The sequence below is a fragment of the Sphingomonas sp. Leaf62 genome, assembly GCF_001421915.1.
Lineage (GTDB): Bacteria > Pseudomonadota > Alphaproteobacteria > Sphingomonadales > Sphingomonadaceae > Sphingomonas.
Window position 1 is genome coordinate 1 of sequence record NZ_LMLN01000027.1, and the last position, 24606, is coordinate 24606.

Annotated in this window: 20 protein-coding genes; 8 read left to right on the forward strand and 12 right to left on the reverse strand. The window is 66.5% G+C overall.

Annotated features, from left to right (window positions below; all coding sequences use genetic code 11):
• Positions 1 to 607: hypothetical protein (locus ASE91_RS20630; protein ID WP_235530441.1), on the forward strand; the 607-nt coding region annotated here is incomplete at its 5' end.
• Between the two features lie 134 nt (positions 608 to 741).
• A complete protein-coding gene (locus tag ASE91_RS11035; protein WP_235530442.1) occupies positions 742 to 7737 on the forward strand; it encodes an autotransporter outer membrane beta-barrel domain-containing protein in 6996 nt (2331 codons plus the stop codon).
• A gap of 48 nt (positions 7738 to 7785) precedes the next feature.
• Here ASE91_RS11035 and ASE91_RS11040 read toward each other — a convergent pair whose 3' ends face one another.
• From ASE91_RS11040 to ASE91_RS11055, 4 genes are all read right to left on the reverse strand, one after another.
• On the reverse strand, positions 7786 to 10215 hold the full coding sequence (locus tag ASE91_RS11040; protein ID WP_056626196.1) for an ABC transporter permease: 2430 nt from the start codon (positions 10213 to 10215) through the stop codon (positions 7786 to 7788).
• A gap of 16 nt (positions 10216 to 10231) precedes the next feature.
• Positions 10232 to 10984, reverse strand: a complete 753-nt coding sequence (locus tag ASE91_RS11045) for a GIN domain-containing protein (RefSeq protein WP_056626199.1) — start codon at positions 10982 to 10984, stop codon at positions 10232 to 10234.
• Between the two features lie 167 nt (positions 10985 to 11151).
• Positions 11152 to 11829, reverse strand: a complete 678-nt coding sequence (locus ASE91_RS11050; protein WP_056503775.1) for an ABC transporter ATP-binding protein — start codon at positions 11827 to 11829, stop codon at positions 11152 to 11154.
• 26 nt (positions 11830 to 11855) lie between these two features.
• On the reverse strand, positions 11856 to 13076 hold the full coding sequence (locus ASE91_RS11055) for an efflux RND transporter periplasmic adaptor subunit (protein WP_235530443.1): 1221 nt from the start codon (positions 13074 to 13076) through the stop codon (positions 11856 to 11858).
• A gap of 225 nt (positions 13077 to 13301) precedes the next feature.
• Between ASE91_RS11055 and ASE91_RS11060 the strand changes: the two genes are divergently transcribed.
• The 4 genes from ASE91_RS11060 (at position 13302) to ASE91_RS11075 (ending at position 17406) form a co-directional block, all read left to right on the forward strand.
• Positions 13302 to 14489 (forward strand): sigma-54-dependent transcriptional regulator, encoded by a 1188-nt coding sequence (locus tag ASE91_RS11060; protein ID WP_235530444.1) that lies wholly within the window; start codon positions 13302 to 13304, stop codon positions 14487 to 14489.
• Positions 14490 to 14972: 483 nt separating this feature from the next.
• Entirely contained in the window at positions 14973 to 16139 is a 1167-nt protein-coding gene (locus ASE91_RS11065; protein WP_156357794.1) for a sensor histidine kinase, read from the forward strand.
• Between the two features lie 64 nt (positions 16140 to 16203).
• A complete protein-coding gene (locus tag ASE91_RS11070) occupies positions 16204 to 16809 on the forward strand; it encodes a class I SAM-dependent methyltransferase (protein WP_056626203.1) in 606 nt (201 codons plus the stop codon).
• A gap of 18 nt (positions 16810 to 16827) precedes the next feature.
• A complete protein-coding gene (locus ASE91_RS11075) occupies positions 16828 to 17406 on the forward strand; it encodes a GFA family protein (protein ID WP_235530445.1) in 579 nt (192 codons plus the stop codon).
• Positions 17407 to 17484: 78 nt separating this feature from the next.
• On the opposite strand, the gene ASE91_RS11080 is transcribed toward ASE91_RS11075, so the two are convergent.
• On the reverse strand, positions 17485 to 18072 hold the full coding sequence (locus ASE91_RS11080) for a TetR/AcrR family transcriptional regulator (protein ID WP_056626206.1): 588 nt from the start codon (positions 18070 to 18072) through the stop codon (positions 17485 to 17487).
• 29 nt (positions 18073 to 18101) lie between these two features.
• On the opposite strand from ASE91_RS11080, the gene sdhC reads away from it, so the two are divergent.
• Positions 18102 to 18545, forward strand: coding sequence for a succinate dehydrogenase, cytochrome b556 subunit (gene sdhC / locus ASE91_RS11085; RefSeq protein ID WP_082453980.1), 444 nt, complete (start codon positions 18102 to 18104; stop codon positions 18543 to 18545).
• Between the two features lie 375 nt (positions 18546 to 18920).
• Here sdhC and ASE91_RS19435 read toward each other — a convergent pair whose 3' ends face one another.
• The 3 genes from ASE91_RS19435 to parA all read right to left on the reverse strand — a co-directional run bounded on the left by ASE91_RS19435 (position 18921) and on the right by parA (position 20118).
• A complete protein-coding gene (locus ASE91_RS19435; RefSeq protein WP_200909490.1) occupies positions 18921 to 19061 on the reverse strand; it encodes a hypothetical protein in 141 nt (46 codons plus the stop codon).
• 131 nt (positions 19062 to 19192) lie between these two features.
• Entirely contained in the window at positions 19193 to 19468 is a 276-nt protein-coding gene (locus ASE91_RS11090) for a ribbon-helix-helix domain-containing protein (protein ID WP_056626216.1), read from the reverse strand.
• Positions 19465 to 20118 carry a ParA family partition ATPase gene (gene parA, locus ASE91_RS11095; RefSeq protein WP_056626218.1) on the reverse strand — a complete coding sequence of 218 codons (654 nt, stop codon included), beginning with the start codon at positions 20116 to 20118 and terminating at the stop codon, positions 19465 to 19467. Before parA ends, ASE91_RS11090 begins: the two co-directional genes overlap by 4 nt.
• 187 nt (positions 20119 to 20305) lie before the next feature.
• Here parA and ASE91_RS18840 point away from each other — a divergent pair, with 187 nt between their 5' ends.
• The gene (locus ASE91_RS18840; RefSeq protein WP_082453981.1) at positions 20306 to 20620 is read left to right on the forward strand and encodes a hypothetical protein; all 315 of its coding nucleotides are present in this window, start codon (positions 20306 to 20308) and stop codon (positions 20618 to 20620) included.
• Positions 20621 to 21002: 382 nt separating this feature from the next.
• On the opposite strand, the gene poxB is transcribed toward ASE91_RS18840, so the two are convergent.
• From poxB to ASE91_RS19440, 4 genes are all read right to left on the reverse strand, one after another.
• Positions 21003 to 22721 (reverse strand): ubiquinone-dependent pyruvate dehydrogenase, encoded by a 1719-nt coding sequence (poxB, locus tag ASE91_RS11105; protein WP_056626222.1) that lies wholly within the window; start codon positions 22719 to 22721, stop codon positions 21003 to 21005.
• A gap of 137 nt (positions 22722 to 22858) precedes the next feature.
• Positions 22859 to 23068: a hypothetical protein gene (locus ASE91_RS11110; protein ID WP_056396951.1), complete on the reverse strand. Its 210-nt coding sequence runs from the start codon at positions 23066 to 23068 to the stop codon at positions 22859 to 22861.
• 274 nt (positions 23069 to 23342) lie between these two features.
• On the reverse strand, positions 23343 to 23714 hold the full coding sequence (locus ASE91_RS11115; protein WP_056626226.1) for a hypothetical protein: 372 nt from the start codon (positions 23712 to 23714) through the stop codon (positions 23343 to 23345).
• A gap of 175 nt (positions 23715 to 23889) precedes the next feature.
• Positions 23890 to 24306: a hypothetical protein gene (locus ASE91_RS19440; RefSeq protein WP_156357796.1), complete on the reverse strand. Its 417-nt coding sequence runs from the start codon at positions 24304 to 24306 to the stop codon at positions 23890 to 23892.
• Positions 24307 to 24606 lie beyond the last annotated feature (300 nt).

The window sequence follows — 24606 nt, forward strand, 5'->3', positions numbered from 1 at the left end:
ATCTCCATCCTCCGGTTCCGAAAAACACCTTATCTCGGTGTCCACGAAACCGGCAGCAGCTCAGGGCGGTGCGTTTCGACCAGAAGGTGGACTGCCCATTGGGAGTCGGGCGGACTGGCGGCAGGGCGATTTCGACCATCGCTCCACGGACCTGAATGACGGTGCCGCAGTTCGTTTCCGTGCCGACGGCGATGTCCTTTTGGAAGGCTTCGTTCGCCCTTTGCTCGGTGGCGTAATCCGCAAGGATCGCCGCCAGCTGCCGGTGCTGCCGGTGCTGCCGGTGCTGCCGGGGTCGCCTGTGCTGCGACTGCGGCAAGAGACCGATGATAACGCTTCACATGATTGGTCTACCCCCCGGTATATAAATCTCGAACCATTCTTCGGGGAAGTTATCGGGACCGGCAAGCGTGCCATGCGCTGCAACCGCTCGCAGACCCACTCTCTATCACGGCGCGGCTTGGGCGGTCGTATCCCTACCGACTGCCGTGGCACGCTCCGCCGACGCGGCACGCCAGTCGGCAACGAAGCGGTCGTCATGCTAATACGGTGCAAGCACTGGACAAAGCCAAAAATACAATGTCGGCCAACGACGTTTTGCGCGACCTAACTGGACGCTTTACCCAGCATCACATAAGCAGGCCGTAAGGCACGGGGGCCGCATAGGGGGGATTTCAGATGGCAGGTCGTGGTTCGGTGCGTTTGCGCCGGTGGTCGTTCGCAATTGGTACGAGCATTGTCGCAATGGCGGCATCCTCGGCGGCGAACGCGCAATGCTCGCCCGATCCGGTGACCTCTTCCACCCCGACCAACTGCACCGGCACCGATAATGACGGCCTGACCGTCGATGCGTTCAACAGCCGCGTTATCGTGGCCGAAGGCGCAACCGTACGCGGCGGCACCGACGCCGCCATCACTACGCGCGCGCAACTCGCGGCATTCACGATCAACGGTCGGGTCGACGGCGACAGCAGGATCGGTTTCCTGGTCACCACCAGCGAGCCGTATCTGGCACCGTGCGATCCCTATGCCGGTGCATCGGTGATCGTCTGCCCGCCGGGACTGCAGACCTATTATCCTTCCGCGAACGCCAACATCACGGTCGGTGCGCAAGGGAAGATCGTCGGCGGACAGGCGCTGGTCAGCCGCCGATCGACCAACAACAGATTTGGCTGGATCGATGTCAGCATAGTCAACGAAGGCCTTATTGAAGGAACGAGCGGCACCGCCATCCGCGATGCAGGCTCGCTTCTGAGCATCGGCAACCGGGTCGGTGCGATCATCCGCGGTGTCGGCAATGCGATCGATACCGATGGGGCATTGTCCCTGACCAATGCCGGGACGATCTCCGGATCGATAGTCTCCCGCCAGACCGGGAACGGCAGCAATTCAAGCTTCATCCGCAACACGGGGCTGATCGAAAGCGGGAGCGGTACCGCGATTCGCAACGGCAGCATCTTTCTCGTTATCAACAACGAGGCTGGTGCCACGATCCGCGGTAACGGGTCCGCGATCGATACCAACGGTGCGCTGTACCTGACCAATGCCGGTACGATTGCCGGCTCAGTGGTGTCGCGCACCACCGCCACGAGCAGCGCCAGCACCATCGACACCCTTGCCGGGACGATCCTCGGCGACCTGACCCTTGGCGCCGGCAACGACACGCTGGCCGGGCGCTATGTCGCCGGACAGATCATTACCGGGATCACCGGAGCGATCGATGGCGGCGCGGGCATCGATACGCTGGCCCTGCGCCTTTCCGAAAACGCCGATCTGACCACCTTCCCGTTGCTGACCGGATTCGAGCGGCTTAGCCTGCGCCTCGAAAACACGCCGACGGTAACCATCGGCGCGGCGGGTAGCGTCATTCGCAACCAACTGGGCGTAAGCGGCAACGGCAGCGTCACGATCAATGGCACGTTGAGCGGAACCGGACAGGTTCTCACCGCCGAATATTCCGATGGCGCGCCCACCATCGTCAATGCGGGCACGATCGAAGGCACAGCCGCCAGCAATGGTTATCTCGTCCGCATCAATTCCGCCAACCGCTTCCAGAATGACGGCGCCATCAATGCGGCAGGCAATGGCCTTTCCATCTCGTCGCAAGGGACGTTCGCCAACAACGGAACGCTGCAGGCGAGCGGAACGGCATTGGAACTGTGGAACACCAGTTTCACCAATACCGGCACGATCCGTTCGACCGCCGGCATAGGCGCGATCATGAGCGGTTCGTCAGGCTCGAACTGGAACAACAGCGGCACGATCGAAGGTGCTATCGCCGGAGTTCAGCTCACCAGCAATCTTATCAACACCGGCCTGATTACCGCTCCGGTGCTGGCGGTCGACCTCGGCTATTACGGCATCCTGACCAATGGTACCGGGGGCCGGATCGTCGGCGACATTCGCCCGCAGACGTCCGGGGTCAACCTGTTCAACGCGACCGTCGCCAATGCGGGGACGATCGACGGCAACGTCTCGTTCGGCGGTCGCGGGACGGACTCCAGCTATGGCGGCAACCGCTATTTCGCCTTGCCGGGCGGCGTGCTGAACGGGAACCTGACGCTGGGCCGTAACGAGACGCTCGTCACCTATCCGGGCGATGCAGGCAGCAGCGGCTTTGCCGGCATCAACGGGACCGTGACCGCGACGAACGCGTTGCTGCGGTACCGCGTCACCGCCGACGCGACCACCGCCGCGACGGCGCGTCCGGGTTTTGCGGAGATCGGCTACGACCTGTACGACGATGCCAAGCTGACCCTGACCAGCGCCGACACGCCGCTGGTCTTCGCGGGCAAGGGCAGCGTCGACATCACCGGCGACATCTCCGCCACCACCCGTTCGGCGATTGCGGTGGCGGATATCCTGACGGCATCCGGCGAAACCCGGCCCGATCAGGTCGGGCTGGCCATCACCAACCGCGGAACCCTGACCCTCGACCGGTCCGGTAGCAGCGACGGCTTTGGCCTGGCGGCGGTGCAGGTCGGAAGCCAGTACAACTTCACCAACGCCGGCACGATCATCGTGCGCGGTGGCTCCGCACCGCAGACCACGATCGGGATTTCCGCCTACGGCCAGGGAAGCGTCGTGAACGACGGCCTGATCTCGCTCGACGGCGCGACCGGCATCTCGGACGCCGGGACCGTCACCAACCGCGGCACGATCCGCCAGATCGCCGGCGGTCGTGCATCGAACGGCATCTATTCGTGGAACAGCCTGAACCTGACCAATAGCGGTACGATCGACGTCGCCGGCACCGCCGTCGACGGCGGGTGGTCGATGACGATCGACAATAGCGGCCGCATCGCCAGTACGGACAGCATCGCGATCGGCAGCGGCCGGTATTTTTCGCCGGCATCGATCACCAATCGCGCCGGCGGCACGATCGCCGGGAACGGCACCGCGATCCAGACCAGCGGCGGGACGCTGGTCAATGCCGGCACCATCGTCGGCACCGTCGATCTGGGCTATGGCAGCTACTACAGCGACAACCGGTCCTATAACAGCGCGACCTATGACGGCGCGGGCGGCACGATCACCGGTGACCTGCGGTTCGGCAATGGCGACGACACGCTGATCGTTTATGACGACGTGACCGGCGTCAGCGGCACGATCGATGCCGGCGGTGGTACCAACACCTATATCCATGCCCGCGCCACCAACGGCACGGTAACCCTAGGCCGCGATCTGCCGACCGGTTTCGGTGTCGAGGGCGTGCGTGCCGTCGGAGTGGATACGCAGGTGACCATCGCGGCGGCAGGAACCGTCGCGAACGACCTGAACCTGTCGGGCACCGGCAATATCGTCAACACCGCGACGATCGACGGCATGGTAACCACCGACACCTATCGTTGGGAAAACGGGTGGATGGTGGCTGTACCGCCACTTGCCTCGATCACCAATCAGGGGCGGATGAACGGTGGCTTCGACGGCAGCGTCGGCCGCTTCGTGAATGCCGCCACGGGCATCGTGACGACTGGGAGGCCGGATCGGTCGGCGGTACGGATCAGCCAAACCAGCATGATCGACTTTGCGAACGCCGGCACGATCGACATCGGCACAGGCAATCTTGCCGTTTCGCTGACGTCAAACAGCGCAGTGACCGCGGCGAATGATGGATCGATCACCGGCAAGCTCAGCATGTCGGCGCAGAACTTTACCAGCATGGTCGCTGATGCGCCGCTGACGGCATCGCTGGTCAACCGTGGCACGATGACCAGCGCCGGCAATGCGATCGAGATGACTGCGCTCGATATGACCGACGGTGCATCGTCGATTACGCTTGACAATCGTGGCACGATCGAAACGACGGGCAAGGGCACGGCCTCAGCTTATCTGGAGGCGCGCGGTTTCTACTGGTCCAGCAGTCTAACCAGCGGAACGCGACAGATCACCGTCACCAACAGTGGCACGATCCGGGCCAATGCCGGTGGTGAGGATGTCACTTACTCCTATTCGAACTACAATCCGTCGACCGGTCAGGTCGAGGAGCAGACATACAGCTATACCAGCATCGCGACGGCGCTGACCATGCTGACCAATCCGGGGCAGTCGATCACGCTGAACAACAGCGCGACCGCCACGATCGAGGCGACGGGCGCCTTGTCGACCGCCGTGGCCACGCTCGGTGCGCTGGATATCATCAATGCCGGTACGATCCGTGGCGGTACCAGCTTCACCGCGAACGGCGAAACCTATGCCGGTGCGATCCAGTCGTTCGATGCCGCCGACCGCATCGTCAACACTGGCACGATCATCGGATCAATCGACACGGGCGCAGGCGACGACCGTATCGAGAATTACGGCACGCTCGACGACGATATCTTTCTGGGCGCCGGCGACGACACCTTCCTGCATCGTGTCTCAGCCATCCTGTCCGGCACCGTCGATGGCGGCACGGGCACCGACAGCCTGATTATCGACGCTGCCGGCGGTGGCACGGTACGCGGCGACCAGTTCGTCAACTTCGAGCGGTTCAGCCAGACCGGCAGCGGTGCGGTTAGTTATGTCGGCGCGTTCCAGGCCACGACGCTCGACGTCAGCGGCGGCACGCTGAACGTCAGCGCAGGCGAAACGCTGAGCAGCATCGGCCCGGTCACGATCACCGGCAGCGATGCCGGCGAAACCGTCGACAATGCCGGTACGATCGCCGGCTCGGTCGCGCTGGACGCGGGCGACGACATTTTCGTGGATCGCATGGGCAGCAGCGTCGCCGGTGGAGTCGATGGCGGTGCGGGGGGCGACCTGTACCGCGTCGTCCTGTCGGGCAACCGCAACGGGATCGGCACGCGCAGCGGCTTCGAACAGCTCGCCGTTACCGGCAACGGCACGCTGACGCTGACCCTCGACCAAAGCTTCGACAGCGTCGCCCTCACCGGCACCGGCCTCGCGCTCGCGCTGAACGGCAACAGCGTCGGCACCGTCACCGGCAGCGACGCGGCCGAAATGCTGAGCGTCGACGGCGATATCGGCCGCGTCACACTGGGCGGCGGCAACGACATGCTGGTGCTGGGGACCGCGGTCGCCAACGGCACCTATACCGGCGGGGCGGGTAGCGACACGCTGCGCTTCTCCGGCAACGCACCGGTAACGCTAACGGGCAGCGCCAGCGGGTTCGAGACGATTGCGCTCACTGGCACCGCACTCAATATCGGCGGGACGCTCGGCGTGGCCGGCGACCTGATGACGCTGGGCGATGGCGCGCAGACGGTGGCGCTGGCCAATGGCGGCACGATCAACGGCACGCTCGATCTGGGCGCTGGCAATGACAGCTTCAGCCTGGCCCCCGGTGCCAAGCTGAACGGCATCGTCGCGGGCGGCGCGGAAGATGACATCGCCACGGTGGCGCTGGCCGGACCGCGTACGCTCGACGCCGCCACGCTAACCGGCTTCGAAACGCTGGCGAGCACCGGCACGGGCACGCTGACCCTGACCGGCGCACAAAGCTATGGACAGGTGGTCGCGGCCACCGACCTGACCGTCGCCAGCGGCGCATCGCTGACCGCCGGTACCGTGCGCTTCGCCGGTGGCAACGAACGGCTGACGATCGCGGGCGGCTTTGCCGGCGCGGTCGATGGCGGTGCGGGCAGCGACACGATCGCAGTGTCGGGCGGCAGCGCAAACGCTCCGGTCGCTTTCACGAACGTCAGCAATGTCGAGACGTTCGGGATGACGGGCGGCTACGCCACCGTTTCGGGCAATGCGGCGCTCGGCAATGCCGCACTGACCGGCGGGCGTCTGGTCGGGCTTGCCAACTCGACGATCGCTGCAAGCCGCATCGACGTCGGCACGGGTGCGACCTTCGGTTCGGCGGGTACCGTCAACGGCAACGTCAATGTCGCCGGTACGCTCAGCCCGGGTGCATCGCCGGGCGTGATGACCGTCAACGGCAATGTCGCGCTGGCCAGCGGTTCGCTGTCGGTGTTCGAACTGACTCCGACCGTCTCCGACAAGCTGGTCGTCAACGGCGCACTTTCGATCGCCAGCGGTGCGACGTTGCAGATCGTACCGGTCGGCACGCTGCGCGCCGGCACCAGCTACGACCTGATCACCGCCAGCGGCGGGATCAGCGGCGGGTTCACGACCATCAACAAGCCGTCGAACCTGTTCGGCGTGATCGTCCAGCGCAGCGACCGCATCCAGCTGCTCGGCCAGTTCCTGACCGACTCGCGCTTCTCGCCGCAGGTCGCGCGCAGCATCGCCTATGCGAACGCCACGCTGGCGGTGCAGCCGGCGACCAGCACGCTGTTCGACAGCCTGCCGGCACTGGTCGATACGTCCGGGGCATCGAATGCGCGCGGCTTCGCGGAGTTGACGCCGGAAGCCTATGCCTCGGCGACGCAGCTCGGGGTCGACCATGCGCTGTCGCTGACCCAAGTCGCCCGTGGAAACGCGTTCGCGACCGACCGGCAGGACGCAGGCGCGTTCACCTTCGCGCAGACGATCGGCCAATGGCACACGCTGCAAGGCGATGCCGCGCAGGGCAGCAACACCGCGCGTGCGCAAAGCTACGGCTTCCTCGGCGGGGTCGGATATGGCGACCGCAGCTGGATGATCGGCGCGTTCGCCGGGTACCTGAATGGCCGGCAGCAGATCGGCGCACTGGGCGCGCGCACGCGTGCCGATGGCGTCGTGGCGGGCGTTCATGGCCGCTACGGCGCGGACAGCGGGTGGGGCTTCAGCGCCTCGCTGCTGTACGATGGCGGAACGGCGGATACGGTGCGCGCCTTGCCGACAGGACGGGACGGGATCGGCAGCTATGCCCTGCACAGCTGGGCCAGCGATGTCGCCGCATCCTATGGCATCGACGTAGGGGATGGATGGTCGCTACGCCCGCGCGTCGGCGTAACGTACATCCGCACCTCGCGCGAAGCGGTGCGCGAAACCGGGTCCAGCCCGTTCGCCCTGACCGTCGCTGGCAACCGGCACGTATCGGGCTTTGCCGATACCGGGGTGACGCTGGCGCGCAGCGATGCCTCGGACGCGCCGTTCCGGCCGTTCGTGTCGCTGGGCGCCCGCTACCAACTCGAAGGACAGCGCGCGACGGCGCTGGCCGGCTATGCCGGCAACGGTCCAGGGCTGGTCGCGGTCGGCGCGGGCCGTACCGAACTGGTCGGCACCGCAGCGGGCGGTGTCGCCTATCGCCTGCCGAGCGGGCTCGACATCTTTGCCTCCGCATCGGCACAGACCGGTCGTGACGATCATCAGGAAACGATCAGCACCGGCGTACGGCTGCGCTTCTGATCGCGGTTTGACCGGCTCCGACCTTGCGCAAGGTCGGAGCCGGTACCCTTAATCGTGCCGCAAGGCCCAAGCCGGGGCGGCGCGGCTTGCGCGGAGTGACTGGCCGAGCACGGTCAGCACCGCGACCAGCAGCGCCACCGCCGTCGCACCCGCAAAGAATAGCGGCGACAGTGGGATCGCGTCCTCGAACCCGGCCAGCCACGTCCGCATCGCGAAGAACGCCAGCGGCCACGCGACGAGGTTCGCGATCAGCACCGGCCGCAGGAACTGCCCGACCAGCAGCTTCACGATATCGCCCGACGACGCGCCCAGCGTCTTGCGGATGCCGATTTCGCGCGTCCGGCGCGCGGTATTGAACGACGCGAGGCCCCATAGCCCGACGCAGCCGATCAGGACGGCAAGGCCGGCACCGATCCCGAACAGCCGGGTGGCACGGTCGTCGGCTTCGTAATAGTCGGCGAGGCGTTCGTCGGCGGTCTGTCCGGTGAAGGGCACCTGCGGTACCATCCGCTGCCACAGATCGCGCACCGCCGCCAATGCGGTGCGCGGATCGCCGCTCACCCGGATGGCGATGACCGAGGTGTCGATCGCCTCGGGCGTGCGATGATAGATGTAATAGGTCGGCGCGACCGGACTGCGCGGCGTGTCGAAGCGCAGGTCGTCGACCACGCCGATGATCGTGCGCGGACGATCGCCGCCCACGGTCTTGCCGATCGCGTCCTGTGGCGACGCGAAGCGCAACGGGGTCAGCGCGCGGCGGTTGATGACGATGTTGGTCGGGTCGGTCCCCTTGTGGCCGGTGACGTCATCGGCACCATGCGCGTCATCGAACCACCGCCCGGCGATCAACCGCGCGCCATGCGTTTCGAAGAAGCGCGGGGATACCCGGACCCACGTCAGCGACGGCCCCGGTCCGGCGACGCCGGGCAGCGGCACGTTGTTGTTGTTCCCCTCTCCGCTGCCGCCCGGTGTCGCATTGGCGATGGTGGCGTCCTTCACCTGCGGCAGCGCCCGGATCGCGGCGAGGATCGCGGGCTTGCGATCCTTCGGCACCGCCGGGTCGACGGCGGACGTCACCACCAGCAACCCGTCGCGCTGGAACCCCAGATCGGTCGTGCGAACATGCCGGGTCTGTGCGACCAGCACGGCGGTGCCGATCATGAACGCGATGGCGAGACCGAACTGCCCGATGACCAGCAGTTCGCGGACGCGCGTGCCCGTCCGCCCGCCGCCGGGCGAGCGCGCCGAGGCCAGCACCGAAGCGGCGGGGAAGCGCGACAGCAGGATCGCCGGATAGACCCCCGCCGCCACGCCGACGACCACCGCCAGCACCAGCAGCGCGGGCACGACTACGCCGTAGGGGATTGTCAGCGACAGCCCGCCCGCCGCATTGACCAGCGGCAGACCCAGTTCGGCGAGGATCAGCCCGCCCAACGCGGCGATGGCGACGGTCAGTACCGCTTCGCCGAGGAACTGGCGCACCAGCACGCCCCGATCGGCCCCCAGCACCTTGCGCATCGCCACTTCGCGAGCACGCAGGCCTGCACGGGCGGTCGCCAGGTTCACGTAATTGACGACCGCGATCAGCAGCGTCAGCACGCCGACCAGCCCCAGCGTGACGACGGTCGTCTTCGCGCTCGCGCTCTCGGTTCCCTGCGGGGTCAGGTGCAGGTCGGCCAGCGGCAACAGCTCGAGATGCTGCATGTCCGACGGCTTGCCGCCGTCACCGGTCAGTTCCTTGCCGCGCCGGTCAACGAACGCGGTCAGCTTGTCCTCGAACGCCCGCGCGGCGACCGGCGTGTCGAAGCGCAGGAAGGTGGCCAGCGACACGCTGCCCCAGTGATACCAGTATTCGTTCGCCATCTCGCGCGTGAGCGGCACCAGCACCGACAGCTTGAAATCACTGTTCTTGGGCAGGTCGCGGAACACCGCGCTGACCCGATAGGTCCGCACCTTGTCCATCGACAGGACCAGCGTCTGCCCGATCGGATCGCGGGTGCCGAAATAGGCGCGCGCGGTCTTCTGGTCGATCGCGACATTGCCCGGCTGTGCCAGCGCGGTGGCGGGATCGCCCGCCACCATCGGCAGGCGGAACACATCGAAGAAGGTGGCATCGACCTGTGCCGCGTCGACCCGCGTCGCGCGTCCGTTCGTCAGGATCGTGCCGGCCTCCTGCCCGCCACCGATCCGGGTGCCCACGACGCCCGGAAAATCCTCACGCAACTGGTCGAGCAGCCCGCCCATCGTATAGGCAAAGGCACCGTTCGCCGGGCTGTCGGGCATGGTGTAGACCGTCTGCACGACATAGGCCTTGTCGTAATCGGGAAGCCATTTCTCATAGCTGGTCTCGAACCGGACATAGAGGCCGAGGATCAGGAACACGGCGATCCCGACGGCCAGCCCGCCGATGTTGAGCGCGGCATACAGCTTGTGGCGCACAAGCGAGCGATAGAGCGACAGCAGCCCGAAACGGTTCATCGATGTTCCCCCAGGATCAGCCGCAGGTGACGCGGGCCATGCCGCTCCGCGACACCGCGCATTGCGGGCGGCCGGTGACGGTTACGCGAGCGATGCCGCTGGCGTCGATCGTGGCCGGGCCGTTTACCTGCGCGCGGACCGATCCGGTGCCGCTGGCATCGACCGACAAGGCGCCGGTGGCAAGTGTCGAGGTGTCGACCTGTCCAGTCCCGCTGGCATCGATCGCCAGTGCGTCCGCCCGGCCATCGGCGACGATGCGGCCGGTGCCGCTGAGGTCGAGCGACAGCCGCGCGGCACGCACCCCGCGCAGCGTCGCGGTGCCGGTGCCCGATACGTCGATCGTCGCGCGGGTGGTGCGCAGGCCGTCGATGGCGAGGGCACCGGTACCGCGCATCCGTGCCTCGAACGTCGGGGTGTCGAGCGCGGCGATGCGGACCGATCCGGTGCCACTCGTCTGGATGACGGCAAGGCGCGGCAGGGTGACGTTGATCGTCGCGGCGGGCTTGTTCCGGCGGCTGTCGCAGCTGCCCGGTGCCCGCAGGAGCGTCAGGACCCGGCCACGCACCGCGACGCCGATCGCCGCCAGCGACCCCGCCTGCCCCTGTGCCCGCACCGCGAAGCGCGCGCCGAAGGTGACGACGACATGATCGCAGCCGCGCAGGTCGATGCGATCGAAATCGGCAACGGCGAAGCTGCGCGTCGCCCCCTGTGCCAGTGCCGGGGTCGGCACGGCGGAGGCGAGCAGCGCGAGGGTGAGGAGCGGTTTCATGGGCGTGGTCTCCGATCGGGAGGGAATGGAGGATACGCTGCCACCGGCCCGGGGCCGTATCCCCGCGCAGGCGGGGATCCAGAGCGGCAAACGTGAAGGGTAGTTAGTGTGGCCCTGGCCCCCCGCCTGCGCGGGGGTACGCAGGAATTGAGGTTGGGCCGTGCGCATCACATCGCCCGCATCGCGCTGGCGACGATGCGGCCATCCAGCATGTCGATGCGCCGCCGCGCCATGTCGGCATGGGCGGGCGAGTGGGTGACCATGACGATCGTCGCGCCGTCGGCGTTCAGCCCCATCAGGATGTTCATCACCTGCTCGCCATTGGCGGTGTCGAGATTGCCGGTCGGCTCGTCCGCCAGGATCAGTTTCGGATCGCCGACGATCGCGCGGGCTATCGCCGCGCGCTGCTGCTGCCCGCCCGACAGCTGGTGCGGGAAATGGCGGGCGCGATGGGCAATGCCGACCTTGTCCATCGCCGCGGCCACCCGCCCCTTCCGATCGCCGGCATCACTGCGATAGGCGAGGCCGAGCGCCACATTCTCCTCGATCGTCAGCTCGTCGATCAGGTTGAAGCTCTGAAACACGAAGCCGAGCGTCGATCCGCGGAATTTGGCAAGATCCTTTTCATCGAGCGCCGCCAGATCGCGCTCGCCGAACCAATATTTGCCGCCGGTCGGGCGATCGACCGTGCCGAGCGTGTTGAGCAGTGTCGACTTGCCGCAGCCCGACGGCCCCATGATCGCGACGAACTCGCCCGCTTCGACGTGCAGGTTGATATCGGCCAGCGCGGTCGTCTCGACCTCGTCGGAGACATAGCGGCGCTGGATATTCTCTAGACGGATCATGGACCTGCCCCCTTGGTTGATGTTGCCTAGTTGATGTTCAGCGTGTCGCCCTTCACGGTCGACAGATTGCTGGTGACGATGCGGTCGCCGGGGTTCAGCCCCGACAGGATCTCGACCACTTCCGGATTGCGGCGGCCGATCCTGACGGGGCGGCGGGTGGCATGGGTGCCATCGCCGTCAAGGACGAAGGCGAACGCGCCATTCTCCGCCGCCAGCCACCCGCCGACCGGGGCGACGACCGCCTTGGACGCGGCACCCAGCGTGATGCGGATATCGATGGTCTGGCCGCGATTGAGGTTGGGTGGTGTCCGGTCGAAGGTCAGTTCGACGCGGAACCGCCCGTCCTTCACCGCCGGCAGCACTTTCGACACCGTCAGGCTCGCGCCGTCGGCCCGCGCGCGCTGTCCGACCGCGACCCGGCCGAGATAATATTCGTCGACATCGGCCTCCAGCTTCCACGATCCCTCGCTGTCGACCTGTCCCGCCGGGTCGCCGGCTTTCAACGTCTGGCCGGGTTGCAGCGTGAAGTTGGTCAGCCGCCCGGCAGCAGGCGCGCGGATGGTCAGCGCCGACAGCCCGCCGCGCACCGCCGCGAGATTGCCGGCGAGCCGCGCCTGCGTATCCGCCAGACGCGCGCCCTGCGTCGCAGTGATCCGCGCCTCGGTACCGGCACCGCTGCGCAGCTGCGCCAGGCGGCGCGCCTGATACTCTGCCTCGGCGCGATAGCCGGCGACGCCCGCTTCGGACACGATGCCCTTGTCGAACAGCTGCTGGCGGATGGCGAGGTCGCGGCGCGCCTTGATCAGATCATATTCGGCCTGCGCGACCTGTGCCGAGCGGTCGAGCCGGCTGCGCTCGATCCCCAGCCCCTCGCCCGCGACCGCGCCCAGCTGGCCGGCGATCGCCGCCTCGCGCGTCAGCACTTCCAACCGCAGTTCGGGATTGGCGAGCGTCGCCAGCTTCTGTCCGGCGGCGACCATTGCCCCGTCCTGCACCAGCAATGTCTCGACCTGTCCGCCCGACAATACCCCGACCAGCGTGGTCAGGCGCGGGGCGACGGTGCCGCGCACCGGCAGGTAATCGTCGAACGCGGCGCGGGTCACCTCGCCGGTCTCGATCCGGTCGGCATCGATATCGGTCGATCCGGCGGCGGGCAGGAAGCGCCACAGCGCGACCGCCGCCAGCACCACCGCCACCGCGATCCACAGCGGACGCCGCCGCCACCAGCGAGCACGGGGCTTCTCCACGCGGCGGTCCATGGCGGCACCGGGGGCGCTCACCTGCCCTGTCGTTGTGCTGCTTGCGCCGTCGGTCGGTTCGGTCATCATGGACACAGTGTCACCGATCCGGGCGGAAAATCCTAAGTGCCTGAAACCGAACGAACTTCACCCGATCTGCCGGCAGGTGACCGTCCATGTCCGGACGCACTGTCCGAAAATGGACAGAAGGCAGGCGCGTCAAGCGGCCTGAACGTGCTGCTGATCGACGACAATGTCAGCGTCGCCGAATCGATCGCGCTGGCGGTGCGCCTGAGCGGGCACCGGATCGATACCGCCGCGACGCCCGAGGAAGCGCTCTCCCGCCTCGCCGCCGCGCGGTACGACGTGGTGCTGCTCGACATGAACTATGCCGCCGGGCGCACGGATGGCGCGGAGGGGCTGGCGTTGCTGGCGCGCATCCTGTCCGACGATCCGGCGGCGGCGGTGGTGGTCATCACCGCGCATAGCGGGGTCAGGATCGCGGTGGAGGCGATGCGGGCGGGCGCGCGCGATTTCATCATGAAGCCGTGGCGCAACGCCGACCTGCTCGCCCGCATCGCCACCGCCGCGCGGACACGGACCCCGGTGGCGGCGGTGGCGCAGCCGATGGCGGCCGAACCGGCGCGGCTGCTCGGCGACAGTGCGGCGATGGCGGCCTTGCGCGACCTGATCCGCCGCATCGGCCCGACCCGCGCCGGGGTGGTGGTGACCGGTCCGGCCGGATCGGGGCGCACCCTGACCGCCGCCGCGCTCCACGCCGCGTCGGCCGATGCCGGGGCGGCGATGCCGGTGATCGACCTGCGCGACGATGCGGCATGGGGTCGACTTGTCGACACGTCGACCATCCTACTCCGCCACCCCGATCGTCTGGGCGAGGTGGCGCAGGCGCGGTTGCTGGCGCACGTGCCCGCGACCACGCGCTGCATCGCCATCGCCGACAGCGCGAACGGCATCCTGCCCGCGCTCGCCCGCCGCATCGCCACCATCGAGATCGCGGTGCCGCCGCTGGCCGTGCGCGGCGACGACGCGCTGCTGCTCGCGCGCCATTTCCTGCGGATGGCGGCGGCGCGGCATGGGCGACCGGTCCCGACCCTCACCCCCGCCGCCGAGGCCCGCATTCTGCGTGGACCATGGCCCGACGAGGTGCGCGGCCTTGCGGCGGCGATCGAGCGCGCGGTGCTGCTGGGCGATGGCGGCGCGATCGACACCGCGCTGCTGGCACCGGAAACGGCGGCGATGGTCGCCGCCGACGCGCCGGCGCGCTTCGACCTCGACGAAAACGAACGCGCGGTGATCGAGGCGGCGCTGCGCGAACATCGCCACAATGTCAGCCATGCGGCGGCGGCGCTCGGGTTGAGCCGGGGGGCACTGTACCGGCGGATGGCGCGCCATGGGTTGTAGGGTGTCTATGGCGCCTGGCACCGGGCGCTCCCCGGCGCAGTCGTGCTCGGGTCCTCCCTCACTGGAAGGGAGGGGCTGGGTTCGCCAGCGCAGGAACGCTACGTTCGACAACGGGTCGACCCACCCTCGACCCCTCCCTTCCGGGGAGGGGAGCATGTCACGGCCATCTAGAAGCAGGTCGATCGGCCTCAGCCGTGCCCCCGCGCAGGCGGGGCTCCAGGGCCCCACGCATAAACCGTTGTTCTGCTTGGCTCTGGACCCCCGCCTGCGCGGGGGTACGGGCAGGGATCGACACCTCCTCCCCCGCACCCCGGCGAAGGCCGGGGTCCAGTTGGGGGACGGCAGCGCTCGTCCGCCAAACCTTCCCAACTGGGCCCCGGCCTTCGCCGAGGTACGGTCAAAATACTTTCGCAAAGGTCTCGCCTTCGCCGGGGTACGGGTCCGTGGCGTTTGCACCACACCCGCCTCCGCCGGAGTACGGAAATGGCGGGCGGCACCCACCCCATGCTGACCCCCGAACGCCGCCGCACCCTCGCCGCGCTCGGGTCGGGCGTCACCCTCACCCTTGGCGGCGCGGGGCTGGTGCTGGCGTGGCGGGCCGGTATCTGGGGATCGCTGCTCGGCACGCTCGGCATCATCGTCTGGGCGCTGGCGCTGGGGTGCTGGATCGCGCTGCGCCGGGCATCGGCCATCCCCGTCCCGCGCACCTCGCCGCACGACACGCTGCCGATCGCGGCGCTGCTTGATCAGGTGCCCGTCCCGCTGCTGCGCATCAATGCGGCGCAGGTCCGCGCGATCAACCGCGCCGCGCGCGCGCTGTTCGTCGCCGACGACCGGCTGATCGCCCCGCCCGCCGCCCTGACCGATCCGGCCGCGCGGCACCTGCGCCATGCCGGGCGGCGCTGGCGGATCGATGCGGTGACGCTCGGCCCCGACACCCGCCTCGCCGCGCTGATCGACATCGCTGCCGAGGAACATGCCGCGCAGGAACGCGCCAGCGACGAGATGATCGACATTCTCGGCCACGAGCTCCTGAACGGCCTGTCGCCGGTCGTCTCGCTGGCCGACAGCGCGATGACGGCACATCGCCGGGGCGACGCGATGCTCGGCGACATCCTCGCCACCCTCGCCCGCCGGGTCGAGGGGCTGGAGGGCTTTACCCGCGCCTATCGCCAGCTCGCCCGCCTGCCCGATCCGGTGCCTGCTCCCGTCGCGCTGGACGAACTGGCCATCGATCTTGCGCGGTTGTTCCGCGGGCGGTTCGGCGACCGGGTGGCGCTCACCGCCGATGGCCGCGGCACCGCCCAGGTCGACCATGACCAGATGGTGCAGGCGCTGTGGGCGCTGCTCCAGAACGCTGCCGAAGCCGCCCTTGCCGCCGACGCGCCGGCGCGGGTCGCGCTGACCCTGACCGACGAAGCCGGCTTTGTGGCCGAGATCCGCGACAGCGGCAGCGGCATCGCCGCCACCGATCGCGCCCGCATCTTCCGCCCGTTCCACACCGACAAGGCGGGTGGTTCGGGGATCGGCCTGACCCTCGCCCGCCGCATCGCCCGCGCGCATGGCGGCGAACTGATGCTGCTCGACACGCGCGTGACGTGCTTTCGCCTCACCCTGTCCGACATGTCGACAGGTCGAGCTGTCGAATGATCGGCCGTCACTTCGAACAGGCACCGGCGCCGTTTCCCGACATGTCGACTCGTCGAGGTGTCGAATGACCGACAGGTCGAACGGCTATGAGGCGATCGCCGACCGCTTCGTCGCCGCCCGCTCCGCCATCGGCAGCGACGTCGTCCGCGACTGGGCCGCCACCCTGCCCGCCGGCGCGGCGATCGTCGACATCGGCTGTGGCAGCGGATGGCCGGTCGCGACGACCCTGACCGCCGCCGGGCATCGGGTCGCCGGCATCGACCCCTCCCCGACGCTGCTCGCGGCCTTTCGCCGCGCGCTGCCCCATGCCGATGCCGCGTGCGAGGCGGTCGAGGACAGCCGCTTCTTCGACCGCCGGTTCGACGCCGCGGTCGCGATCGGATTGCTGTTCCTGCTTCCCGAACCGGCGCAGGCGGCCCTGATCGCGCGGGTCGGACAGGTGCTGAAACCGGGTGGCCGCTTCCTGTTCGGGGCACCCCGCATCGCCTGTACGTGGCGCGACACGCTGACCGGTCGGACGTCGCGATCGCTGGGCGAAACCGCCTATCGCGGGCTGCTGGCTGATGCAGGACTGCATCTCTCTGCAAATTATCGTGATAATGGCGGTAACGACTATGGGATGGCAGTTGCCGGGCAGGGGGGCGACGCCTACGATAGGACGGTATCGTAACGAGGATCGTACCCGCCCGTGGAGCACCGCCGGCTAGAAGCGCACAGGCCGGACAGCGGCACGACGCACGAACGGGTGACCCCGTCCGGCCGTCCGCCGCAGGCCAGCGCGCTGCCGCCCGGCGATCTGGGGCAGATGCGACGAACGCTGGTGCGCCGCGAATTGATCGGTCGGCCGATCGATCCGCCGGCCGATCACACCATTCGGCGCCTCGCCACCTGTCGCTGCGGCACGGTCCGCGCCATCTGTACCGGCGACCCCTTGCGCGTGTCGGTGTGCCATTGCCACGATTGCCAGCGGCGCAGCGGCAGCGCCTTTGCGGTCGACGCCCGCTTTGCCAAGGATCGCGTATCGTTCGACGGCCCGACCCAGCGCTGGTCGGCACGCGGCGGCAGCGGGATGCGATCGACCTATCATTTCTGCGCGACCTGCGGATCGACGGTCGCCTACACCACCGACACCCGCCCGGGGCAGATCGCGATCCCGGTCGGCGCCTTTGCCGACCCCGCCTTTCCCCCGCCGACGGTATCGGGGTGGGAACAAATGCAGCAACCGTGGGTCGCGATCACCGGCGACGATATCGAGCATCGCGACTAGGCTAACGGCCTCGCGCTCCCTCAGCGCGTCGTTGGGTGTCCCGATTGGGATGGTATTTTGGGAAAAGCTGAAAGTACGTCAGACCGAATGGGTACGCGCGCGCCCTAAAACGGCCCTTAATGCGACCGAGGCAAGCCGCTCTGCATCATGCCCCGTAAGACCGCTTCCTACAGGACCGTAGGTAAGCCCGACGACGATCGCGACGATTTCGTCGGGCCGTAAAGTCTCATCACGATCCGGAAAAAACGCTGTGATCGCTTCACCTACCTCGACCCATCGAGCAGCTAAGAGTGCAGGCAAGTCGCCAGTCGCACGCCCACCAATGCGCGCCGCCTCAAGGATCAGCAACGCTACATCCTGCGATTTACTTCGCTCTGCCACCCACCCCGAAACCGCAGCAATAACCTGATCGCCGGTCGTGCACGCCGCGATCAACTTCAACAGGCGCGGCGTCGCTTCGTCTGCGAGCGCGGTAACGAGGCAAACCAGCACGTCATCCTTGGACGTGAAATGGGCGTAGAATGCTCCGCGCGTAAAGCCCGCTTCCCGCACGATCGCGTTGATGGTCGTGTGCGCGAAGCCTTCTTTCATGAAGAGAGCACTTGCAGCCGCCAGCAGGGCTGTCCGGGTGGCTACTGCGGTTTCAGTACGTGTCGGGCGGGTCATACGCAGGGGATAGCATTGCCAAAACTCAGATGCATGGTGTATTCGGATGCACAGTGTATCTGAAACGAGGTTGTGATTTGCCTGAGCGCTCTCCCCATCGGCGTCCTCTCTCGCCTCATTTGACTATCTGGCGTTGGGGGCCGTGGGCGATCGTCTCGATTGTCCATCGCATTACGGGTGTTGGGCTGGCGCTTGTTGGCGTGCCCGCGCTGATCTGGTTTCCAAGCGCAGTAGCTTCCGGTCCGGAGGCATATGCCCACTTCCTTTCCTTCTGGTCAGGCGGGATCGGACGGCTGCTGCTGATCGGACTGACATGGGCGGTGTTCCAACACATGTTGTCGGGCGTGCGCCATTTCTTCATGGATGTGGGTGCCGGTTACGAGCTTAAAACAGCACGTCGGTCGTCGGTGATGGTTTTCACCGGGTCGACCATCCTGACGGTCGGGTATTGGGCTTGGCTCCTGCTCCGCTAGTCGTCCCGAAAACGAAGGTCGATCGAGAACAAGGGCACCCCTGTGACGTCGAATCACGGCCACCGGGGCGGGCTTTCCCAAATCATGTTCCCGATTGCCTTTTCCCGAAATGGGGCCGGATCGACGGGGAAAGGGGACGCTCGAACCTGTCGGAAAACACCTGTTCACCGTCGTCCAGCGGCACCAGCAGGCAACCGGCCGTTTCCCTTGCGCAGCATGGACGACAATCCCTGTCGGATAGCCGGCAGGTGCGACAATGGTCCTGCACGGGTTTTCCGACAGGCTAGGCGTAGTTTCGTGCCCGTTCCATGTAACGTCCCCCGGATCGGGGAGAAACCAGCCTGTCGAACCGTCGACGTGTCGACAGGTCGACGATCAATGACCGTAGCGTTTGATCCCGCGCTGGCGCAGGCGGCGGCGCTGGCGGCGGCGATAGGCGACGATCGCCCAGGGGATTACGATCAGCGCGACGACACCGATGATCGCATAGGCGATGAGTTCGCGGGACAGGTCCATCACGGTTTCTTGCAATCTCAAACGGGCCCTGTCCATCGCAGCGATCGGCACGGGGCGGAAATTTCGGTTCGTACGGCGTGTCGATTATAGCGTGGTCGATCGACGTGTCGACAGGTAGAGCCGTCGACAGGCTATTCGCCGATCGGGCTCTCGCCATATTTGCGCAGCACGTCGTTGAACGCCTCGGCCATCAGCGCCTGCAGGCTGCGGTCCTGCCGCCGCGCCAGCATATGCATCGCCAGCGACATGTCAGGGGTGAAGAACCCGGCGATCTGCTTGCGGCCCTGCCGGCTCGCCGGCCCCTTGGCATCGGCCGCGACGGCCGCCGCGGGCGCGGGGGCCACCGGGGCAGGGGGCGGCGGGGTCGTGCGATCGCGCAGATTGGCGAAGGACGGTTTGCGGCTCATGGGGCAACTTTCCGGAAACGGGGGGCCGGCATGTCGAGTTGTCGACATGTCCACTTGTAGAGTTCGCGAACCTCCTCGGCGGCCTTGCCGGCGGGTTCGCTCTCCATGACGGTGCGCCCCTCGGCACTGGCATGGCGATAGGCGGCACGATCGGGCAGCAGCACCGGACAGGGCGGGGTGCCGAAGCTGTCGACCAGTTCGCCCGCCTCCTGATACACGCGCGGTGCATTGGGCGGGCCGGCGGTGAACACGACGAACGCCGGGCGGCGCAGCAGCTGCACCAGCTTGGCGGTGGTCTGGATCGCCGACAGGTCGAAGGCGCTGGGCCGGCACGGGATCAGCACGAGGTCCGCCGCCTCGACCGCGGCGCGCGCCGCGCTGTCGGCATGCGGCGGGGTGTCGATCACGATCACCTCGGCCCCCTGCGCGCTGGCGGCGGCGATCTTGGCGGCAAGGCGGGGCGGGGGGCTGTCGATCACCTCGGGCGGTGCCTCGCCGCGCCACGACGCCCATTGGCTGGCGGTCGCCTGCGGATCGGTATCGACGACCAGCGCGACGCGCCCGCTCGCCTGTGCGGCAGCGGCGAGGTGCAGCGCGAGCGTCGTCTTTCCCGCGCCGCCCTTCTGGCTGATGATGGCTATGGTCGGCATGTCGGAGTATCTACGTGTCGACATGCCGACAGGTCAAGGTGTATGGGTGTCGAAACAGACCATCTTAAGGTGCCGAGCACCCTATCTTCGCAGGCTGCTGCCATGGGAAACGTGGCGCGTATGCGAGGCTTCGAAGACGTCGGGGTTTGGTGGTCAGTGGACGTAAAGCGGAGTAGCATGCCGCTCCATGGGGAATACCAAACGAACGGAAGGCGGAACCATCTCGGTCGATGGCGAGGACTTCGCATGGCGACTGCATCGTGAACCGCAGTGGTGCACCGCCGATGGGTGGCGTGGAATGGTCCTTGCTATTCGTCATATCGACGGACAGCGCGAGGCACTGGTTGAGTGGCCAATGCCGAAGGTCGCGAGCAATAGCGTGCCATATCGTCAGCGACCCAAGATCGATGCTCCGCTGCTCAATCAAGCAGTGGCTGCTGCCCTTCAGGCTGGCTGGGAACCGCTTTCACGTGGCAAGCCCATAAGCTTGCTGGTGGATTAGGAGAGCGGACGCTCAGTCCCGTTGAGCCAACGCGCCTTCCAGCCAGTGAACACGCTGCTGGGCAAGCTTCGCCATCTTGGTAGAAACAGGAAGGCTGAGCCGGAGGCGAGCTCTCGAAAGCTCAGCCTCCAATTGCTCTCGACTGAGCAGCGTCAACTCGTCGTCACGATGAGGAACGCCTGATCGCTTGCCCGTCTGCGCAATCTGCCAGTCGACGGCAATGTCTGCAACTGAACGAAACGGGGCATTCCGACCGGCCATCAATCCGACATGTCGACACCTCTACAGTCCTCCTTTTCTACCCTCGCCAAGAAAACCCTGCCACCTCCACCAATTAGTAAGCGCATACGGATCGCGACGAACGCGACCAGCACCGCCACCCTCACCGCAACAAATTCGCCTTCGCCAATTCCACCACCTCATCCCCGCGCCCGCTCATGATCGCGCGCAGCGTATAGAGGCTGAACCCCTTGACCTGCTCCGCCTGGATCCTGGGCGGCATGGCGAGTTCGAGCGTCTCGGTCACCACATCGACCAGCGCCGGGCCGTCATGGGCGAAGGCGGCGCGCAAGGTTGCTTCCAGTTCTTCCGACCGCGTCACCCGCGCGCCGAAAAAGCCCATCTGCGCCGCGACCGCGCCGAAGTCCGGGTTCTTGAGGGCGACATTGGTGTCGACATAACCCGCCGCCTTCTGCTCCAATTCGACGAAGCCCAACGTCGAATTGTTAAACACGACGATCTTGATCGGCAGCCGCATCTGCACCGCGGTCAGCATGTCGCCCATCAGCATGGTGAGGCCACCATCGCCCGACAGCGACACGACCTGCCGCCCCGGATACGCCGCCTGCACGCCCAGCGCCTGCGGCATCGCGTTCGCCATCGACCCATGGTTGAACGATCCGATCAGCCGCCGCCGCCCGTTCATCGTCAGGTAGCGCGCCGCCCACACCGCTGGCGTGCCGACGTCCGCCGTGAACACCGCATCGTCGGTGGCGAGGCGGTCGACCACTTTCGCCACATATTGCGGATGCAGCGGCTTGTCGCCGTCGCGGGCGGTGGCGAGGTCGTCCAGCCCTTCGCGCGCCTTGGCATAATGCGCCCGCGCCTTGGTCAGGAACCGGTCCGACCGGTCGGGCGCGATCTGCGGGGTCAGCAGCGCCGCCGCCTCGCGCACGTCGCCGACGATGCCGATGTCGATCTGCGCCCGCCGCCCCAGCGCCGACGGATCGCGGTCGATCTGCGCGATCTTCGCCTTTTCGGGATAGAAGTTGCGATAGGGGAAATCGGTGCCGAGCATCAGCAGGGTGTCGCACTCCATCATCGCGTGATAGCCCGACGAAAAGCCGATCAGCCCGGTCATGCCGACGTCATAGGGATTGTCCCATTCGATCCATTCCTTGCCGCGATAGGCATGGACGATCGGGGCCTGCAGCGCCGCCGCCAGCGCCACGACCTCGTCATGCGCGTGCGCGACCCCGGCTCCGCAGAGCAGCGTCACCGCCTTCGACCCGTTGAGCAGGTCGGCAAGCCGCGCGATCTCGCCCGCCTGCGGCACGATGCGCGGGGGCAGGGGGGTGGCAAAGTCGGCGCGGGCATGGTCGGGCGCGGCCTTCAGCGCGACGTCGCCGGGGATCACCAGCACCGCCACGCCCTGTTGCCCGATCGCGGTGCGCAGCGCGCGGTGGAGCAGTTCGGGCAGCTGTTCAGGGGTCTGTACCATCTCGCAGAAATGGCTGCATTCGCGGAACAGTTCGGTCGGGTGCGTTTCCTGGAAATAGTTCAGGCCGATCTCGCTCGACGGGATATGCGCGGCGATGGCGAGCACGGGCACGCGGTTGCGCTGGCAATCGAACAGCCCGTTGATCAGGTGGAGATTGCCCGGCCCGCAACTGCCCGCACACACCGCCAGCTTGCCCGTCGCCGCCGCCTCGGCCCCGGCGGAAAAGGCCGCGACCTCCTCGTGCCGGACATGCATCCATTCGATCCTGCCCGATCGGCGCAGGCTGTCGTTGATCGCGTTCAGGCTGTCGCCCGTCACGCCCCAGATCCGCTCGACCCCTGCGGCGATCAGCGTGTCGGTGATGAGATCGGCGATCTTCATGGCAATTCCCTCGAATGTTCGAGGGCGGAACGAGGGACGGGCGGTTTGGCTTCGTCGGGGTGGTTGCGATGATGGCAAGCCGGGTTTCACGGAGGCGGCGGACGGGGCGCGGCGGCCCGCGCGACGCCGTCGTCACGCTATTGCACGGTCGTCCCGACGATCGCGGCCTCGGCCACCCGCCCGCGCCGACGCTCCAGCATCTGTCGTTCGGACACGGGATTGCCGAGCGCCACCCGATCCCCCGATCGCGGGCCGATCCTGTCCTCGACATAGCCGATGGCGACCATGCTGCCGAGCACGACCGCGGCAAACGCGCCCGCCGCCACATATCCGGTACGCTTTTTCACACGGCCCATCCCGATACAGAGGGAAAATACCCCCCGAAAACCGGCATCGACCGGTTTGGCTCCCCGCTATTTCCCGGAGGTCTGCCGCGATCGTACCGATCGCCGACCCCTTGCCATATTCCCGCACAGGCGGGGTCGGCCAAAGGATGTTCATAAACAGATGCTTGGGGTCCGTTCCGACGATGGTCGGAATAATAGCCTGACGTCGAAAATCTTCTCGATCGGGATGGTTTTTCAGGAGTGGCCGGTTCTGGGTGGGAAGCGGACGGTTTCGTTAGTGAAACCGGAGAGGGCTATCCTCATACTCTTGACGCTCCGCGATCCAGCAGTCGTCGAGTAGGTTGGCACGCATACGTGCATCGAACATCTCGAATGAGATCTCGTCGCGATAAACGATCCGCTCCGCACTAGACTGTTCAGCCAGCGACCAGAGCGCTTGGTGGAACGACCAGTTCGCGAGACCCGTCCACTCGTCTTCGGCAGTCCACTCGCCCCCGGGTTCGCAAGCTGCTTCAATCGCTCGATAGAGGTCATAAAGGTTGGGCTTCGAGGCGAATGAAGGGAAGCCGTTGGTAGGGAGCACGCGCACGGTAAGCGGCCAGCGCTCTCGAGCGAATTCGAACAATCTGATCTTCTCGACGGCCACTCTTCATTTGCAGCAGGAAGCTGTATGGCCGCAAGTCGGCGACAGCACTCGGCGGGTATCACCGGACAAATTGTGGGTATTGCCTGCCTCCGGAACGGCGGACATTCGAGCGTGTGGTGGACGGTACGTCCGCCTTTTCAGGGAGACGATCCTACGGGAGACCGATCCCCGATAATCAATCGACTGTTAAACATTCACGAAGCTCACACCACGCGGTGCTAGCGAGATCGCGTTCTTGCAAAGCAATGCGCTCGACCCGGGTTGGTGCATAGAAAAGAATGTCACCTTCCTTTACCCGTCCTTCGCTCGACCAATAGCGGTCACGTTTGATCGCAGCTTCACGAAGTTCTTTTTTGCAACGGTAACCTAGTTTTTCGACTTCCGCGTCGGAGAGCTTGTGTCCAGCTTGAGCGCTCTTCACGTGCGCGTTTAGGCAGGTAAGATAGCGGCCTACTGCCATGTAAGAGGTTTTCTCAGGTTCCAGCATATGGGCGGTCTCGAGCGGGTCGAACCTCCAGCACCCTGAAAGCGTAAGGCTAAGCGCGATCAGGCCGGCCATGTAACGGCAGTGGCGGGTGGTATCGACAGTCATACAGCCCTTTCTTACCCGACGTTCCAATCGGCAAGACTAGACGGGCGCCAAATGGTGCAACTGGTGGTAATTTGCCATTAGATCAGCAGGGACCATGCCAATAAACGTCGTGCCCCAACTCGTCCCAGCACTCCGGAAGCATCCCGAGGTCCCGCTTGTCCAGAGCAAAGCCGTACCCCCAACCGCCGTCAAAGTATGGCTTCGTGATGATGTCCACCGTTTTTAAGGTCACCGTCACACGCTGGGGCTCGAGGCGAGAAATAGTTGGCGGCCATTTGTCTCTGGTCAAGTTAGCATAAT